This window comes from Streptomyces bambusae (genome assembly GCF_019400985.1).
Lineage (GTDB): Bacteria > Actinomycetota > Actinomycetes > Streptomycetales > Streptomycetaceae > Streptomyces > Streptomyces bambusae_A.
Genome location: NZ_WTFF01000182.1, coordinates 1 through 15,000 on the forward strand (window position 1 = coordinate 1; position 15,000 = coordinate 15,000).

The following is a 15,000-nucleotide window of genomic DNA, read 5'->3' on the forward strand; positions in this document are numbered from 1 at the left end:
CTGCTGTGGGGCGCCCTGGACGGGAGCCGCCGCACCGGGCGCCGCCCCTACCCGAGCCCCGGCGCCCTCTACGCGGCCCGCCTGCGGCTGCTGGCACTCGGCGTGGACGGCGTACCGCCGGCCACCTACGACGTGGTGCCCGGGCGCCGCGTCCTGCGGCCGGTGGGCCCGGCGCCGGAGCGCTCCGCGGTGGGTGCCCTGTCCGGGTACCTCTCCCGTGGGCCGGAGAACCCGGACGGCATCGACGCCGAGGAGGTCCCGGCCGTCCTCGGGCTGTACGTCGACCTCGGCACGCTGCGCCGCCGCTACGGCCTGCGGGCGCTGCGCCTGGGCCTGCTGGAGGCGGGGCACCTGGCCCAGACCCTGGTCCTGGCGGCCACGGCCCTGGAACTGGCCACGATCACCCTGAGCGGCTTCCACGACGACCTCGCGCACGAACTGTTCGGCCTCGACGCGGGAGCGGAACCCCTGCAGTACCTCATCCCGTTGGGTATGCCGTTGGGTATGCCGTCGGACACCCCGCCGGTGGACGTCCCGCCAGGCACGCCGTGAGGCACGCCCCCGGTCGAGCCCTGCGCGGGTCCGCACCGGCCGACCACCGCCCGGACCGCCGCGGGGAGCACGGACGGGAGCGCGGGCCGGGGGAGCGGCAGGGAGAGCGTCAGGGGAAGCGGGAGGGGGAGCGTGGCCGGACGGCGACAGCGCGTGAGCTATGTTGGGAACCGGAGCGGCGGAAAGAAGGAGGCGCACCGGTGCTGCCATCGGGTCAGCAGGCACGCGCACAGGCGGCTGCGATCACGCCCGGCGGACAGCCGGGGGACCAGGAGCGCACGCCGGCGGACCGGATCCTCGCGCTCTTCAGCGGGCACCGGCTGTCCCCCGGACAGCGGCGGATCGCCCAGTACCTGATCGACCACCTGACCGACGCCGCGTTCCTGTCGATCACCGAGCTCGCCGAGCGCGCCGGGGTGAGCCAGCCGTCGGTCACCCGCTTCGCCACCTCGCTCGGCTTCAGCGGCTACCCGGCCCTGCGCGACGCCCTCCAGCCGATCGCGCTCAGCGCGGTCGCGGGGTCGCCGGAGACCCGGGAGGAGATCCGGCGCAACGAGCTCCAGGCCGCCGTCGACGCCGAGATCGAGAACCTGGAGAACGTCCGCCGACTGCTCGCCGACACCAACCAGGTCCTCGACATCGGACGCGAACTGGCCCGCTCGGTCCCGCTGACCGTGCTCGGCCTGCGGATCTCGGTCTCGCTCGCGGAGTACTTCGCGTACGCGGCCCGCCGCATCCACCCCGACGTACGCGTGGTGACACGTGGCGGCAGCGTGGCCTACGACGCCCTGCTCCAGTCCCGCGCCGCGGGCGGGACCTGGGTGCTCGCCTTCGCCATGCCCCGGCACGCCAAGGAGACCCTGGCCGCCCTGAAGGCGGCTCGGCGTACCGGCCTGCGCGTCGTGCTGATCACCGACATGACCCTCGGTCCGCTGGTCGACGAGGCGGACGTGGTGCTGACCGCGGCCACGGGATCGCGGCTGGTCTTCGACTCGTATTCGGCCCCGGGTGTGCTGGCCGCCGCGCTGCTCCAGGCGATGGCCGATGCCGATCCGGAGCGGACCCAGGCACGCCTGGAGAGCTACGAGCAGGTCGCTGACCAGCACAGTTTCTTCCTGGAAGAGGGTTCGGGCAGCCGCTGAGGGGCGCCGCTCACAGGCCTGGCCGCAGGGCGATTTTCAGCCTCCGACGTGCATGAAATTTTTCATACCCTTGCGTACTCGACGGTATATATATTTACTGCTCTACGGCGCCCGGGTCACCCGATGCCAAGGAGGGCTCTCCCCAAGCTCTTCTCGAACGAACGCCAGGGGTCGACGCTCCCTCCTCCGCGCCGAGCCCGCGGCGTTCAATCCCGGCTCTCGCATCCCGCACGGCGCCCCGTGGCGGCCTCGGTCGACCCCTAGGCCGAGGCCGCCGCCACCCCTCTCGCCACCTCTCGAAGAGAGCCCGGCACGTTTGGAAGCGATCAGGATGTCTCAAGCGGTCCTCTCCACACTCAGCCCGGACTGGCCCTGCCAGGTCAAGGCCCCCGGCACCCACGATTGGGAGCGGACCGCGACCCGCTGGCTGCGGGACCTGCTGCCGGCCCGCTACGCCGGCTACTCGACGCTCACCCGCAACCCCGTCCTCCTCGCCCGGCACGTCCAGCTCCAGCTCCAGCACGAGATGCGAGCCGTCCGCGTGGCACTTCAGACCAGCCGGGTCGAGCTGCCCCCGCTGGGCGTGGCCGAGACCGTCATCGAGACCTCGATCCGGATGTACGCCGTCGAGCTGGAGCAGCTGAACCGGCTGGCCCGCGGGGTCCGGCTGATCGGCGACGCGCTGACGGCGGGCTCGGTCCCCTCACCACGCCGCCGCTGAGCACGCCGGAAGTCCTCGGGACCTGCGCCGGCGGCGCACAGGCAGCGACCCTGAGGGCGCGGTGCCGGGCCCTCAGGGCGTCTGCCCGGTGTCCTCGTCCGCGTTCTCGTCCGCGTCCTCGCCGAGGCAGAGCACCGGCACCCGCTGGACGAGGTTGTTGCCGTAGCCGCCGCGGTTCCACGGCTGCTCCAGCGGCTGCGTCTGCCCGGCCGCGTCGGTGGCCCGGACCGTGAGGACGTGGTGGCCCGGCTCGGCCCGCCACGGGGCGTGCCAGGACCGCCAGGCCCAGCGGTGGCCGTCGTCCGGGCCGAGCTCGGCCCGTGTCCAGTCGGCGCCGCCGTCCGTGCTCACCTCGACCAGGGCGATCGGAGCCGCGCCGGACCAGGCCCGGCCGGCCAGGGTGACGGGGCCGGGCCGGACCACCCGGGTCCGCGACATGAAGTCCGGGAATCCGGGAGGGATCAGCAGGGCCCGCGGTGCGATCCGGGTGACGGGTTCGCCGGGCTGGTCCGGCTCCTGCCGGAACCGGTAGGCCGTGACCTGCTGGAAGCCGGTGAACGGCTCCGCGGTGACCGTGATCCCGCGCAGCCACTTCACGTGCGCCATGCCGTACCAGCCGGGGACGACCAGCCGGACCGGGAAGCCGTGCTGCGGCGGCAGCGGCTGCCCGTTCATCGCGTACGCGACCAGCACCTCCGGGTCTTCCCCGGTGGCCACCGCCAGCGGCAGGCTGCGCCGGTAGTCCTGCTCGACACCCCGCTCCACCCCGTGGTCGGCTCCGGTGAAGACCACCTCGCGGGCCCCGGGCGCGAGGCCGGCCTCCGCGAGCAGGAGCCGCAGCGGTACGCCGGTCCACTCCGCCGTGCCCACCGCTTCGAGCAGCCACGGATGGCCGATCGGCCGCGGTGACAGGTGGGCCCGGCCGTTGCCGGCGCACTCCAGGGTGACCCGCACGGTGGTGGCGGGGTACTCGCGCAGGGCCGCCGGGTCGAGGAGCCGCTCCTCGTGCACCAGCCCGTCCAGCCGGATCCGCCAGCGGTCCGCGTCCGCGTCCGGGATGTCGTAGTGGGCCAGGACGTAGTGCAGTCCCGGCGGGGTCACGTCGTAGCGCAGCGCCTCCAGCGGCAGCCCGTGGTTGCGCGTCGCGAGCGCGATCTCGTCGGCCTCGAAGTCCTGGCCGACCTCCGCGATCCGCGCGGGGGTGCTCACCGCGCTCAGGCTCGCCTCGTCCATGCCTCCATGGTGCGCCGGTCCGCACCCGCGGGCACCCGCCGCGGCCTCCGGCGTCCCCCGGCGGCCGGAAGTGTTCGGGCAGCTTTGCCCACCAAGATCATGACGCCTAGATTCCCCCCTCATGACCATGTCACGAAGGTTGATCATCAAGGGGATGGCCGCGGCGCCGTTCGTCGCCGGCGCCTCGGCCGCGCTCGCACCCACCGTGGCCGAGGCCGCCACCATCGGCGCCGGGCAGTTCACGCTCGCCGAACGCACCTCCAACGCGTCCGGGCGGTACGCCGACCTCGTCGCGGGCCTGGCTGGCTCGCTGCGGTCCGTGACGGTCGCGGACGTCCTGGCCAACGCCAACCGCGAGGCCGGCCGGCTGTCCTCGGCCCCCGCCGGGGTCGGCGGCTTCTCCCACGGCTTCACCTGGAACCGCGGCGACCAGGACGCCGCCGAGTGGATCCCGCAGGGCATCACCACCAGCGCCGACGCCCTCGGCGCCGGGGTGTGGCCGGCCGGCGGCAAGCGCGTCGTACTGGTGTCCTGGTACTTCGAGACCGACCCCGACGGCGACAAGACCGACAACTTCCCGATCGACAAGGGCATCCGCGTCAGCTTCGTCGACCACACCTCCGCCGCCGCCCCGAAGTACCGGCACGTGCTCCTGGTCGAGCCGGTGCGGGCGACCGGCGGCGGCTACACGTACGCCCCGATCCGCAAGCACGCCGGCGGCATCATGTGGTACGGCAACCTGCTCTACGTGGTGGACACCTACAAGGGGCTCCGGGTCTTCGACCTGGAGAAGATCTTCGAGGTCGGCACCGGCCGCCCGGACGTCTGCGGCCGCGACACCGACGGCACGTACCACGCCTACGACTACCGCTATGTCCTGCCCCAGACCGGTGCCTACGACAACACCGGCACCCTGCTGCGCTTTTCGGCCATCGGCCTCGACCGCGCGGCGAGCCCGGACAGCCTGACGATCAGCGAGTACGCGGCCGACCTCGACAACCCGGTCGTCGACTACGCCGGCACCTCCTGGAACGGAAACGGCCGCACGATCGCCCGGCCCAAGGTCGTCCGCTGGCCGCTCGACCACCGTACCCGCAAGCTGTCCTCCACCACGGCGACCGAGGCGGTCACCGTCAAGCAGGGCAAGATCCAGGGCGTGGTCTCCCGGGAGCGCAAGCACTACCTCTCGGCCAGCGACGGGCCCACCCGGTACGGGCAGCTGCGCGCCGTCACGTCCGCCGCCGTCGTGCCCGCCACGGTCGTCCGGCTCGCCAAGGGCCCGGAGGACCTCAGCTTCCACAGCTCGACCGCCACCGACTGGGCCTTCCGCGAGTCCGTGATCTGGAACCTGAGCGAGTACCGGGGCAGCCGCGCCGTCTACGCGGTCTTCGCCGACGGTTCCTGACCACGCGCACGGGCGGCGCGCAAGGGGAGTTCCGGACAGCAGCGGGAATCACTCGTTCCGGCGAACGGCTGTTGTGCCGGTGTCCTGCGGACCGGCGCGGGCAGCATCGGCCCATGGCCTCCTTGCACGCCGCCCCGCCCGTGTTCACCGCCGACTTCTCCTCCCCGGCCCAGTGGGTGGCCGGACGCACCTCGGCCTTCCCCGACATGGGGCCGGTCAACCCCGGGGACAACAAGCTCGACCACCTGGTGGACGACCCGTCCTTCTGCCGGGAAGGCGTCTTCCGCGCCGAGCGCCGGCCGGAGGGCACCTGGAGCGCGGGACTGCTGACCACGGAAGGCAGCGACGAGGGATTCCAGGTGCGCCCGGGCGACGTGCTGGAGTCGCGGGTGCAGCTGCCCCGGGAGCTCGGGGCGTGGCCCGCGATCTGGACCTGGCGCGACGGCGACCAGGAGATCGACGCCTTCGAGTACCACCCGGACAACCCGGACCTGCTGGAGCTGACGAACCACGTCCGCGGCAGCGGCCACTACTACCGCGACCCCGCCATCGCCCCGGACGCCTGGGTCGACCTCCGGGTCGAGCTCGGGGCCCGGTCGGTGGCCTGGTGGGTGAACGGCCGGCGGGTCTTCACGGACCGCCGGGGAGTGGGCCGCCGGTGGCACGCGTACCTGATCGTGAACCTGTCGGTCTGCGCGGGCGAGTACCACCCGCCGCCCGAGGACCACGTGGACGAGATGTCGTACCGGGTGGAGTACCTCCGGGTGTACCGGCCCTGACCGTGCGACAGCCCCCGCCCGGCAGGGGCGGGGGCTGCTCGCGCAAGGCCTGGGGCCCCGGCCGCCCAGGGGACCGTCGGAGGCGGACGGTCAGCTGTTCGCGGAGACGTTGCCCGACAGGACCGGGATGTTGTCCAGGATGTGCGAGAGCGACTCGTCGCCCTTGGCCTGGGTGGAGTTCTCGACACACTGCTGGTTCATCGGGTTGGACAGGACGTTGATGTCCTGGACGCCGACGTTGGCGATGAGCGCCACCAGCGACTGGGCGTTGACCTTGACCGGCAGGCCGATGCACGGCTTGTTCAGGGAGCCCTGGACCAGGCTGGCCTGCGGGCTCATGGCGCCTACGGTCTTCTGGTTCCCGTAGATCTGCTGGGCGCCGTTGCCGTTGATCGTGTTGATCCCGTTGTCGTTGCCGATGGCCATCGCGGGGGAGGCCACGGCCGCGCCGGCGCCGAGGATCGAGGCGGTGGCGGCCGCGGTGGCCATCATCTTCTTGAGCATCATGGGCCCTTCTGGGTCTATCCGTGTCTATCTGTCGCACGAGCGCCCCGTGACGGAGCACCGTGGACAACGGCGGCTCCCGGGCAGGGTTGCGCCCCGTCACCCGAACGGCCCGCATCTGGCGCGTGCTTGCGAAGCGGGCGCATCCGTTCCGCTGCCCGGTCCGGGCGGCGGCGCCCGCGGTGCCGTGCGACCGGCGGCGTTGTCAGTGGCGTCTGCCAAGGTGGTGGTATGGACGAGCAGATCATGCGGGGCCGGGTGTACGGCGCCGACCACGACGACCCCGACCCCGGGCCCCGGCCGGGCCGCGCCTACCGCGAGCTGGTCGGCGGCCCCCTCGACGGACTGCTGCTGGACGTCACCGGCTGGTCCGGCAGAGCCCTCGCCGAGCAGGTGGCCCTGCCCACGGAGATAGGCCGCTACGGCGCGGGCGGGCGCGCCCTGTACGCACCGCGCCCGGGCGATCCGCGCCGCTGGGACTGGGCGGGCGACCAGCCCTGAGGGCCCGGTCCGCGGAGGGTGACGCCCGTGGCGGGCTGCCCGGGTAACCCGATGCGGTCGGTCCGCCGGTCCTGCCGGAGCGCCTGCGTGAGGAGGGCCCGGACGGCCCCTTCAATGGGCGACCATGACGTCACGCGTGCAACCGCACCTCACCCGCCGGACCCTGCTGACCGGTGCGCTGGCCCTCGGGACGGGAGCGGCGCTCCCCCTCGGCGCGGCCGGCCGCGCCCGCGCCGCCCACGGCCCCGAGATCGCCGCCTGCGTCACGTGGGGCGCCAGACCGCCGTCCGAGTCCGTCGTGGTCCTCGCCCAGCCCCCGCAGCGGATCATCGTGCACCACACGGCCACCGCCAACGTCACCGACTACTCCAAGGAGCGTGCGTACACCCTGGCCAGGGCGATCCAGAACTACCACATGGACACCCACGGCTGGATCGACACCGGCCAGCACTTCACGGTCAGCCGCGGCGCCTTCGTCATGGAGGGCCGCCACAACAGCCTCGACGAGCTGCAGTCGGGCCTGCGGCAGGTCCGCGCAGCCCACTGCGTCGGCCAGAACACCTTGTCGATCGGCATCGAGAACGAGGGCACGTACACCACGGTGGAACCGCCGGCGGCCCAGTACGCGGCCCTGGTGGAGCTGTGCGCGCACGTCTGCCGGCAGTACGGCCTGCCCCCGTCCGAGATCTACGGGCACCGCGACTTCAACGACACCGGATGCCCCGGCGACCGCCTCTACGCGATGCTGCCCAAGCTGCGCCACGACGTCGCCGCCAAGACCGGCGAGACCCTGACGGACCCGCTGTGGCAGTTCATCGGGAACCTGGAGCGCGACGGCGGCCCGGGCCAGTCCGACTACTTCCCCGGTGGCATCCCGGGCCTGGGAGCCCTGCGCTGACCGGTGCGGGCCCCGCCCGCGGGCTTCGGCCTGCGGCCCCGGTCCCGGCGCGAGGCCGGGTCCGGGGACCGGTCCGGGGACCGGTCCGGGGACCGGTCCGGGGACTGGTCCGGGGACCGGTCCGGGGTCGGTCCCGGCACGCGGCCGGGCTCCGGGGCCGGGCGCGTGGCCGCTGCCCGCCGCCCGGCAGCGGCGGCTACGCCATCGTCTCGGTCGTGATCAGCTCCACCACCGCTCGGCTGCCGCCCTCCTTGTGCGCCCTCCGCTGCCGGTCCGCCCCGGTGCCGTGCCGCAGCAGCCGGTTGATCCGCGACACCACCAGGTCGGTGTCGCCGGAGTCGGTCAGGGCCGGGGCGATGTGGTCCAGCAGGCCGTGCAGCACCTCGCGGGTGCTCAGGGGCCGGCCGTCGGGGCCGAGCAGCTTGCCGCTCAGGCCGTAGCGCGCGGCCTGCCAGTCGGCGAGCCGGAGCAGTTCGGGCGGGCAGCGCGGCAGCGGGACATCGGCCTCGACCTCGCGCAAGGCGGTGGCCACCAGGGCGCGGGCGATACCGGCGATCATCACGGCGTCCTCGGTGCGCAGCTGGACGTCCGCACAGCGGATCTCGATGGTGGGGTAGTGGTCGGAGAGCCGTGCCTGCCAGTAGATCTGGCCGGTGTCGACGATGACCTCCGACGCCAGCAGCGCCCGCACCCGGTCGTCGTGGTCGGCCAGGCTCTCGAACCGCGGCGGCGGACCGCTGACCGGCCAGCGCCCGAAGATCATGGTGCGCCAGCTGGCGAACCCGGTGTCCCGGCCGTCCCAGAACGGAGAGTTCGCCGACAGCGCCAGCAGCGTGGGCAGCCAGACCCGGATCCGGCCCATGACGGACACGGCGGTGGCGCGGTCGGGCACGCCCACGTGCACGTGCATCCCGTTGATCAGCTGCTCGGCCACCAGCTGGGGCGCCTGCGCCCGCAGGGTCAGATAGCGCGGGGACTCGGTCACCGGCACCGGCGCGGCCGTACGAATCGGGGCGGCACCGCAGGCGGCGATCCGGCAGCCGAAGGACTCCGCCGCAGGCCGCAGCGCGTGCCGCAGCCGCAGGAGGTGGCCGGCCACCTCCGCCAGGTCCCCGCAGACCGGCGTGGCGACCTCCACCTGGGCCTGGAGCAGCTCCGACTGCACCTCGCCCTGGTCCAGCGTGGCCTGCAGCCCCGCAGCGGTCCGCACCTTGCCCGCGAGGGGCACCGGCAGCCCGGACACGGAATCGACCAGCAGGAACTCTTCCTCGACACCCAGGGTGATCACTCCTGGTGACTACCCACCGGAGCCCTCGAACATCCGCGACTGGGGGCGAACGGACGCACGGCCTCACGCGAATGAGGTCGGCTCCGGGCCTACCCGGCGTAGGCACGGCGTAGACATGACAAGGGCACGCGGGGCGCACGGGGTGGCGTACCGGGTGCGCCAGTGCGCACGCCGGGGCATACGGCCGGGCCGGGAGCGCACAGGCGCGCGCCCCGGCCCGGACCAGGGACATCGACACGGAGCGTGCGCGGAACCGGCACGGAGCCGATGCGCCCGAGGCGGGCGTCGGCAGAGCGGTGCGGTGCGGTGCGGTGGCGGTATCCACTGCATCACCCGGCACGCGCCGTACGCCGCTCGGGTGACGGCGTACGGCGCGCCGCGTCCGCGCGCCCCGGCCGGCACCGGCCAAGGCACCGACACCGGCCAAGGCGCTGGCTAAGGCAGGGCTAAGGCACCGCCACCGGCTGTGGTGCCCGCGTTGCGGGCGCTGTGGCCGCGGGTGCCGGGGGCGCGGCCGGCTGCGGTGCGATCGTGGCGAGTCCGGCGCGCAGCAGGCCGGCGTCGACCGGGGTGACCAGCCGGCCCCGGTGCACATGGGGCTGTCCGAGCCGGTCGAGCAGCACCAGTCCGGCCCCCGCGCCGTCACCCACGAGCGCGTCCAGCACTGACTCGACGGACACCCGCGGCGGCAGCGACCGCGGGAGTCCCGCCCGGTCGAGGAGGTCCGCGTGGGCCCGTTCCCCCTCCGCGTCCAGCAGGCCCGCCAGCCGGGACACCCGTGCCGCGACCCGGATCCCCAGCGCCTCGGCCGCCCCGTGGCGCAGGTCGGCGTCCGGCTCGGCCCGCAGCGCCCGGGCGACGGCCCGCCCGTAGCCGAAGGCGGCGCCGGGGCCGTCCTCCTGCGGGTCGTAGCACAGGAGGGCGGCCCGGGCCTGCACGGACAGCACGACGAACGAGGCGAGCACGGCCGGGTCGTACCGGCCGTCCCGCCGCAGCCGGGCGGCCACCTGCTCGCGGGATGCCGGGACGACTGCGAGGACGACGGCGGCCGGCGCGCTGAGCCCGGCGCACACGTCCCGCGCGGGCAGGGTCTCCAGGAACTCCAGCTGGACGCGGACCAGTACGGGAGCGGCGCACCCGTTCCCGTCACCGGCCACCGACAGCGCCGAGTCCGTCATGGCACGCAGGGTGGTCGGCAGGCGCAGCACCGGCGGCCGGGTCCCGTCCGCCCGGCGGACCCGCCCCGCGGCGGCCAGCGTACGGGTCCCGCCCAGGGCGACGACGAGCGAACCGTCCGGCACCACCGGCCCCGCGCCGGCTCGGCGCGCTCCGTCCCGGCCGGGACGGGAGAGGTCAGAGCGACGAGAGGGGCCGGAGGAACGGGCGGGGCGGCCGACGTGACCCTCCGGCCGGGCGGGCCACAGCACGTCGGCCGGCGCCGCCGCACCCAGATGGCGCAGGACGAGCGCCACGTGCCGCGTCGGCAGCGCGGGGTGGGTCAGCAGTACGGTCCGGGGGTGGCCCAGGCCCCGTACGACCTCGGTCAGTTCGGCGAGGGAGCCGTCGAGGTCCCCGCCCCCGTGCCGTATGTGCACGGGGAAGTGGGCCGGTCCGGCCTGGACGGCCCGGTCGAGGACGACGGGGGAACGGTGTTCGGGCATGCCCGCCACGATGCGTGCGCCCGCCCCCCAAGGGCATGAGGCGCAGGCCCCGTTCCCGCCCCCCAACGGTCCCGGTCGGGGGGAGAGGCAGGGGACGGGAACGCGGCCGCCGATCCCGGATGTGACGCACTGTTACTGCTAGTGTCGATTTGTGTCCGAAGTAGACCATAAAGTGCCGCGCGTCCTGATCGTCGACGATCACCCCCTGTTTCGCGAGGGACTGCGGGCCGCGCTGGAGAGCAGCGGCGGCGCGGTCGTCGTCGCCGAGGCCGAGACCGCCGGCGAGGTGCCCGAAGCGGTCGACCGGCACCGCCCGGACGTCGTCGTGATGGACCTGTCCCTGCCCGACGTCTCCGGCATCGAGGCCACCCGCCGGCTGGCCGACGAGCACCCCGGGCTGCCCGTCCTGATGCTCACGATGTCCGACGACGACGGCAGCCTGCTGGCCGCCCTCCAGGCCGGCGCCCGCGGGTACGTCGTCAAGGGCGCCGGCTCCGACGAGGTGCTGCATGCGCTGCGCACGGTCGTCGCGGGCGGCGCGGTCATCGGCTCCGACATCGCCGCCAGGCTGTCCACCCTGCTCGCCGGCGGCCGCCGGCGGGACGCCGAACAGCTCTTCCCCTCCCTGACCTCCCGCGAGGTCGAGGTGCTGGAACTCATCGCGCGCGGCCTCGACAACCGGCGCATCGCCCGCGAGCTCGTCCTGTCCGAGAAGACCGTCCGCAACCACATCACCCACGTCTTCGACAAGCTCCAGGTCACCTCCCGCGCGGAGGCCGTCGCCCGGGCCCGGGACGCGGGCCTCGGCGAGGAGGACAACGGCGACCAGGGCTGACCCCGCGGCACCGGACGCCGCACACCGCACACCGCCGCCGCGCCGGGTGCCGCGGCGCGGGTGCCGCGGCGCCGGAAGGCCGAGGCCGGGACACCCACCTCATGCGCCCGGGACGCCCGGCGCACCAGGCTGAACAGAAGGACGCCGAACGGGCGAGGAGGCCGCGATGCGCACAGGCCACCGCAGGGCGAAGGGGACACCCCGGTCGGGCCCCGACATGCTGCCCGCCTACGCCGTATGCGTCCTGACCATGCTCTCCGGCATCACCTGGGCCGTGGTGACCCTCACCCACCTCCACGACCCCGCGCTCCAGCGGGTCGGACTGCACCTCGCGGCCGACCACGTCCTGCTCGGCCTGGGCATCGCCCTCACCGGCATGTTCTTCGCCGCCCGGCCCTCCGCACGGTCCCTGGGCCGCCTGCTGCTGTGCGCCGGCTGCCTGCTGACGCTCGCCCAGGTGGTCCCGCTGCTCGCGGTCGTGGCCGGGGTCGGACCCGAGGGGTTCACCCCGGTGATCATCCTCGGGATGCTCGCCTACGCCCTGATCGGCGTCATCATCTACCCGATGCCGCTCTGGCTGCCCACGGGCGAGTTCCCGCGCGGCTGGGGCCTTCCGTACGTGGCGCTCACCGCGGTGTGGAGCGCGCTGCAGCAGTACTACGCCTTCACCTACCCGGGCTTCACCTACTACGGCGTCACCACCCCGATCTCCGGCGGGTTCTGGGCGGAGGTGGAGGACCTGCTGACGCCGTGGATGGACACCGCCACCTACTGGGTCCCGCCGGTCCTCGTGGGATTCGGCGTCCTCGTCATGCTCGTCCGCTGGCCGCGCACCCCGAAGTCCCGGCGGCCCTACGCCGTACTGGTCGTGCCGTACGCCGTGTGGATCGCGGTGCTGTACGTCAACCAGTTCGCCAGCGCGCCCGAGGGGTTCAACGTCATCGCCTTCTACCTCGCGGCCGCCGCCTGGCCCGCGACGCTCGGCTACGTCCACGTCCGGGACCGGACCTGGGCACTGGACCGCGCGGGCCGGCGCATCCTGACCGCCTTCGTCCTCACCTTCGCGCTGTTCATGGCGTACGCGGGCGGCGGCTTCGTCCTCTCCTACTTCGCCCCCGGCTCGCTGACCCCCGAGGCCGCGCTGATGGCCTGCCTCACCCTGCTGGTGGGAGCCCTGCTGCGGCCCACCGCCCGCTGGGCGGCCCGCCTGGTCGACCGCTACTACTACGGCGAACGCGCCCAGCCCTACCAGGCCGTACGCGAACTCGCCGACCGGCTCGGACAGGTGCTCGACCCCGGCGACATGCCCCGGCTGCTGTGCGACACCGTGGTGCACACCCTGCGGCTGCCCGGCGCCCGCCTGGTGCTCCGCACCCGCCACGGGAGCCGCGAACTGGCCCGGCGGGGCGCCCCCGGAGGGCGGCAGGAGACCTTCCCGCTGGTCTACCAGGGCGACGAGATCGGCTATCTGCTCGTACCGCCGCGCGAGGGCGAACTCGCCCTCGACCAGCAGGACCGGGAAGCCGTGCGGATCCTCGCCGACCACAGCGCCCCCGCCATCGCCTCGCTCCAGCTCTACGAGGACCTCCAGACCAGCCGCGAGCGGATCGTACTGGCCCGGGAGGAGGAGCGCCGCCGGCTCCGGCACGACCTGCACGACGGACTCGGCCCGGCGCTGTCCGGGCTACGGCTCCAGGTGGACGCGGTCCGCTCGGCCATACCGGGGGAGCCGAAGGCCGGCAAGTCGCTGACCGCGGTCTCCGAGGGCATCGGGCGGGCCATCGACGAACTGCGCCGGATCACCGGTGGCCTGGCGCCCGCCGCCCTGGACGGCGCCGACCTGCCCCGGGCCCTGCGGCAGCTGGCCGAGCACCTCGGCCGCACGGTGGACATCACCGTCAGCCTCGCACCCGAACCCTTCCCCAAGCTGCCGGCGGCCGTCGAGGTCGCCCTCTACCGCATCACGGCCGAGGCCCTGAACAACGCGGTCCGGCATTCCGGCGCCGGCCACGCCCACGCCGCGGTGGTGCTGACCGCGGACGGCGTCACGCTGGAGGTCCGCGACGACGGGGACGGCATGCCCGACGCCGCCGGCGCGCACGGGGTGGGGCTGCGCTCGATGGCGGAGCGCACCGAGGAGCTCGGCGGATCGTTCGAGCTGGTCAGCGCGGCGGACGGGACCTGCGTACGGGCGGTGCTGCCGCGCAGCGCGGTGGACCGGTGCGAGGGGGTCGGGACAGACCCGGGACCACAGGACCATGCGCCTGGGACACGGGCGGGCCAAGACTCGACGGCGTAAGTGATCCGCCGAATGACGAGTGAGCAGTGAGCGAGGAAACGACATGTCACACGAGAAGATCCGTCCGTCCCGGTCGAAGCGCAAGCAGTTCCCCGGCGGTGGCACTCCCAAGCCGCCGCAGCCCGAGAAATCGCCGGTCGGCGGCACCCCGAAGCCGGCCGAGCCGAAGTGGCCGGTGGGCGGGACCCCGAAGCCGGCTGAGCCCGAGCGCTTCCCCGGCGGTGGCACTCCCAAGCCGCCGGAGCCGGAGCGGTTCCCCGGTGGCGGGACCCCGAAGCCGCCGGAGCCGGAGCGGTTCCCCGGTGGCGGGACTCCCAGGCCGCCGGAGCCGGAGCGGTTCCCCGGCGGTGGGACTCCCAGGCCGTCCGAGCCCGAGCGGTAGCCCGGGGACCGGTTCCCGTACCGACCGGCCCGGTGCGCCGTAGCGACGCACCACACCGACGCGGCGCCTCCTTTCCGTGATCCACGGCAAGGAGGCGCCTTCGTGTGCGCCGGCTGTCCCGGACCGCCCGGGACCTCGCCCGGGACCGCGCCCGGGACCCGGGCGGGATCCGTCCGGGACGGGGTCGGGGCCTGCGGCTCATGTGCCCGGGACCCGGGGGTTCCTACGTTTGATGCATAAGCCGGGCCCCGGCAACCGGGGTTCGTCGGACAGATGTCGGACACCGATATCGGACAGGGAACGAGGAAACCATCATGAAGGCGAACATCCTTCGCATCGCACCGATGGCCGCTCTGGTCACCGCAGCCCTGCTGACGGCGGGCGCGACGGCCTCGGCCGCCACCCTCCCGCAGCAGGAGCCGGCCTCCGTCGCGGTGCAGCCCACCGCGAGGTACGGTCCGTACCCGAGCTCCCAGGCCTGCCACCAGGCCGGCAAGAAGGGGCAGGACCAGGGACGCTGGAAGCACTACACGTGCAAGCAGGAGAAGCCGCACAAGTGGTACCTGCACACCTCCAAGTGACGGCCCTCCAGCTGTCACCACTGCCGACGGCAGACCGCCGCCGGCGACCGGGCCCGGGACACACGTCCCGGGCCCGGTCGCGCGTTCGTCGCTCAGCCCGCCGTCCGGTCCGCGGCGGGGACCAGCCGGAGGAGGGGCGCACCGACCGGCCAGGGCAGCCGGCCGAGCGCGGCGCCCGCGGCCAGCCGCAGGGAGCCCAGCAGCGGGTCCCCCTCCGCC

The 15,000-nt window shown here is 74.0% G+C and carries 15 protein-coding genes; 11 read left to right on the top strand and 4 right to left on the bottom strand.

Annotated elements, in window-relative coordinates:
- The 3 genes from GPJ59_RS22990 to GPJ59_RS23000 form a co-directional block, all read left to right on the top strand.
- On the top strand, nucleotides 1-552 hold a 552-nt coding region (locus GPJ59_RS22990; RefSeq protein WP_258024786.1), incomplete at its 5' end, for a nitroreductase family protein.
- 203 nt (nucleotides 553-755) lie between these two features.
- Nucleotides 756-1,694 carry a MurR/RpiR family transcriptional regulator gene (locus GPJ59_RS22995; RefSeq protein WP_219669431.1) on the top strand — a complete coding sequence of 313 codons (939 nt, stop codon included), beginning with the start codon at nucleotides 756-758 and terminating at the stop codon, nucleotides 1,692-1,694.
- A 331-nt stretch (nucleotides 1,695-2,025) separates the two neighbouring features.
- Nucleotides 2,026-2,415: a hypothetical protein gene (locus GPJ59_RS23000; protein ID WP_219669411.1), complete on the top strand. Its 390-nt coding sequence runs from the start codon at nucleotides 2,026-2,028 to the stop codon at nucleotides 2,413-2,415.
- 72 nt (nucleotides 2,416-2,487) lie between these two features.
- Here GPJ59_RS23000 and GPJ59_RS23005 read toward each other — a convergent pair whose 3' ends face one another.
- Nucleotides 2,488-3,648 carry a sulfite oxidase gene (locus GPJ59_RS23005; protein ID WP_219669413.1) on the bottom strand — a complete coding sequence of 387 codons (1,161 nt, stop codon included), beginning with the start codon at nucleotides 3,646-3,648 and terminating at the stop codon, nucleotides 2,488-2,490.
- Nucleotides 3,649-3,769: 121 nt separating this feature from the next.
- On the opposite strand from GPJ59_RS23005, the gene GPJ59_RS23010 reads away from it, so the two are divergent.
- Nucleotides 3,770-5,053 (top strand): hypothetical protein, encoded by a 1,284-nt coding sequence (locus tag GPJ59_RS23010; RefSeq protein ID WP_219669415.1) that lies wholly within the window; start codon nucleotides 3,770-3,772, stop codon nucleotides 5,051-5,053.
- A 113-nt stretch (nucleotides 5,054-5,166) separates the two neighbouring features.
- On the top strand, nucleotides 5,167-5,832 hold the full coding sequence (locus tag GPJ59_RS23015) for a glycoside hydrolase family 16 protein (protein WP_219669417.1): 666 nt from the start codon (nucleotides 5,167-5,169) through the stop codon (nucleotides 5,830-5,832).
- Nucleotides 5,833-5,922: 90 nt separating this feature from the next.
- On the opposite strand, the gene GPJ59_RS23020 is transcribed toward GPJ59_RS23015, so the two are convergent.
- Complete coding sequence (locus GPJ59_RS23020; RefSeq protein WP_219669432.1) at nucleotides 5,923-6,336, bottom strand: rodlin; 414 nt, start codon at nucleotides 6,334-6,336, stop codon at nucleotides 5,923-5,925.
- A gap of 231 nt (nucleotides 6,337-6,567) precedes the next feature.
- Here GPJ59_RS23020 and GPJ59_RS23025 point away from each other — a divergent pair, with 231 nt between their 5' ends.
- Nucleotides 6,568-6,837, top strand: coding sequence for a hypothetical protein (locus GPJ59_RS23025; protein WP_219669419.1), 270 nt, complete (start codon nucleotides 6,568-6,570; stop codon nucleotides 6,835-6,837).
- Nucleotides 6,838-6,961: 124 nt separating this feature from the next.
- A complete protein-coding gene (locus tag GPJ59_RS23030) occupies nucleotides 6,962-7,735 on the top strand; it encodes a peptidoglycan recognition protein family protein (protein ID WP_219669420.1) in 774 nt (257 codons plus the stop codon).
- A gap of 196 nt (nucleotides 7,736-7,931) precedes the next feature.
- Here the strand turns inward: GPJ59_RS23030 and GPJ59_RS23035 are convergent, their stop codons facing one another.
- Both GPJ59_RS23035 and GPJ59_RS23040 read right to left on the bottom strand, forming a co-directional pair.
- A complete protein-coding gene (locus GPJ59_RS23035; RefSeq protein WP_219669422.1) occupies nucleotides 7,932-9,023 on the bottom strand; it encodes a carboxylate-amine ligase in 1,092 nt (363 codons plus the stop codon).
- 446 nt (nucleotides 9,024-9,469) lie between these two features.
- Entirely contained in the window at nucleotides 9,470-10,684 is a 1,215-nt protein-coding gene (locus tag GPJ59_RS23040) for a 3-dehydroquinate synthase family protein (protein ID WP_219669423.1), read from the bottom strand.
- Nucleotides 10,685-10,835: 151 nt separating this feature from the next.
- On the opposite strand from GPJ59_RS23040, the gene GPJ59_RS23045 reads away from it, so the two are divergent.
- From GPJ59_RS23045 to GPJ59_RS23060, 4 genes are all read left to right on the top strand, one after another.
- Nucleotides 10,836-11,519: a response regulator transcription factor gene (locus GPJ59_RS23045; protein ID WP_308120425.1), complete on the top strand. Its 684-nt coding sequence runs from the start codon at nucleotides 10,836-10,838 to the stop codon at nucleotides 11,517-11,519.
- Nucleotides 11,520-11,685: 166 nt separating this feature from the next.
- Nucleotides 11,686-13,818 (top strand): histidine kinase, encoded by a 2,133-nt coding sequence (locus tag GPJ59_RS23050; RefSeq protein WP_219669425.1) that lies wholly within the window; start codon nucleotides 11,686-11,688, stop codon nucleotides 13,816-13,818.
- Between the two features lie 43 nt (nucleotides 13,819-13,861).
- Complete coding sequence (locus GPJ59_RS23055) at nucleotides 13,862-14,200, top strand: hypothetical protein (RefSeq protein WP_219669427.1); 339 nt, start codon at nucleotides 13,862-13,864, stop codon at nucleotides 14,198-14,200.
- Between the two features lie 314 nt (nucleotides 14,201-14,514).
- Complete coding sequence (locus tag GPJ59_RS23060) at nucleotides 14,515-14,781, top strand: hypothetical protein (RefSeq protein ID WP_219669429.1); 267 nt, start codon at nucleotides 14,515-14,517, stop codon at nucleotides 14,779-14,781.
- Nucleotides 14,782-15,000: the final 219 nt, after the last annotated feature.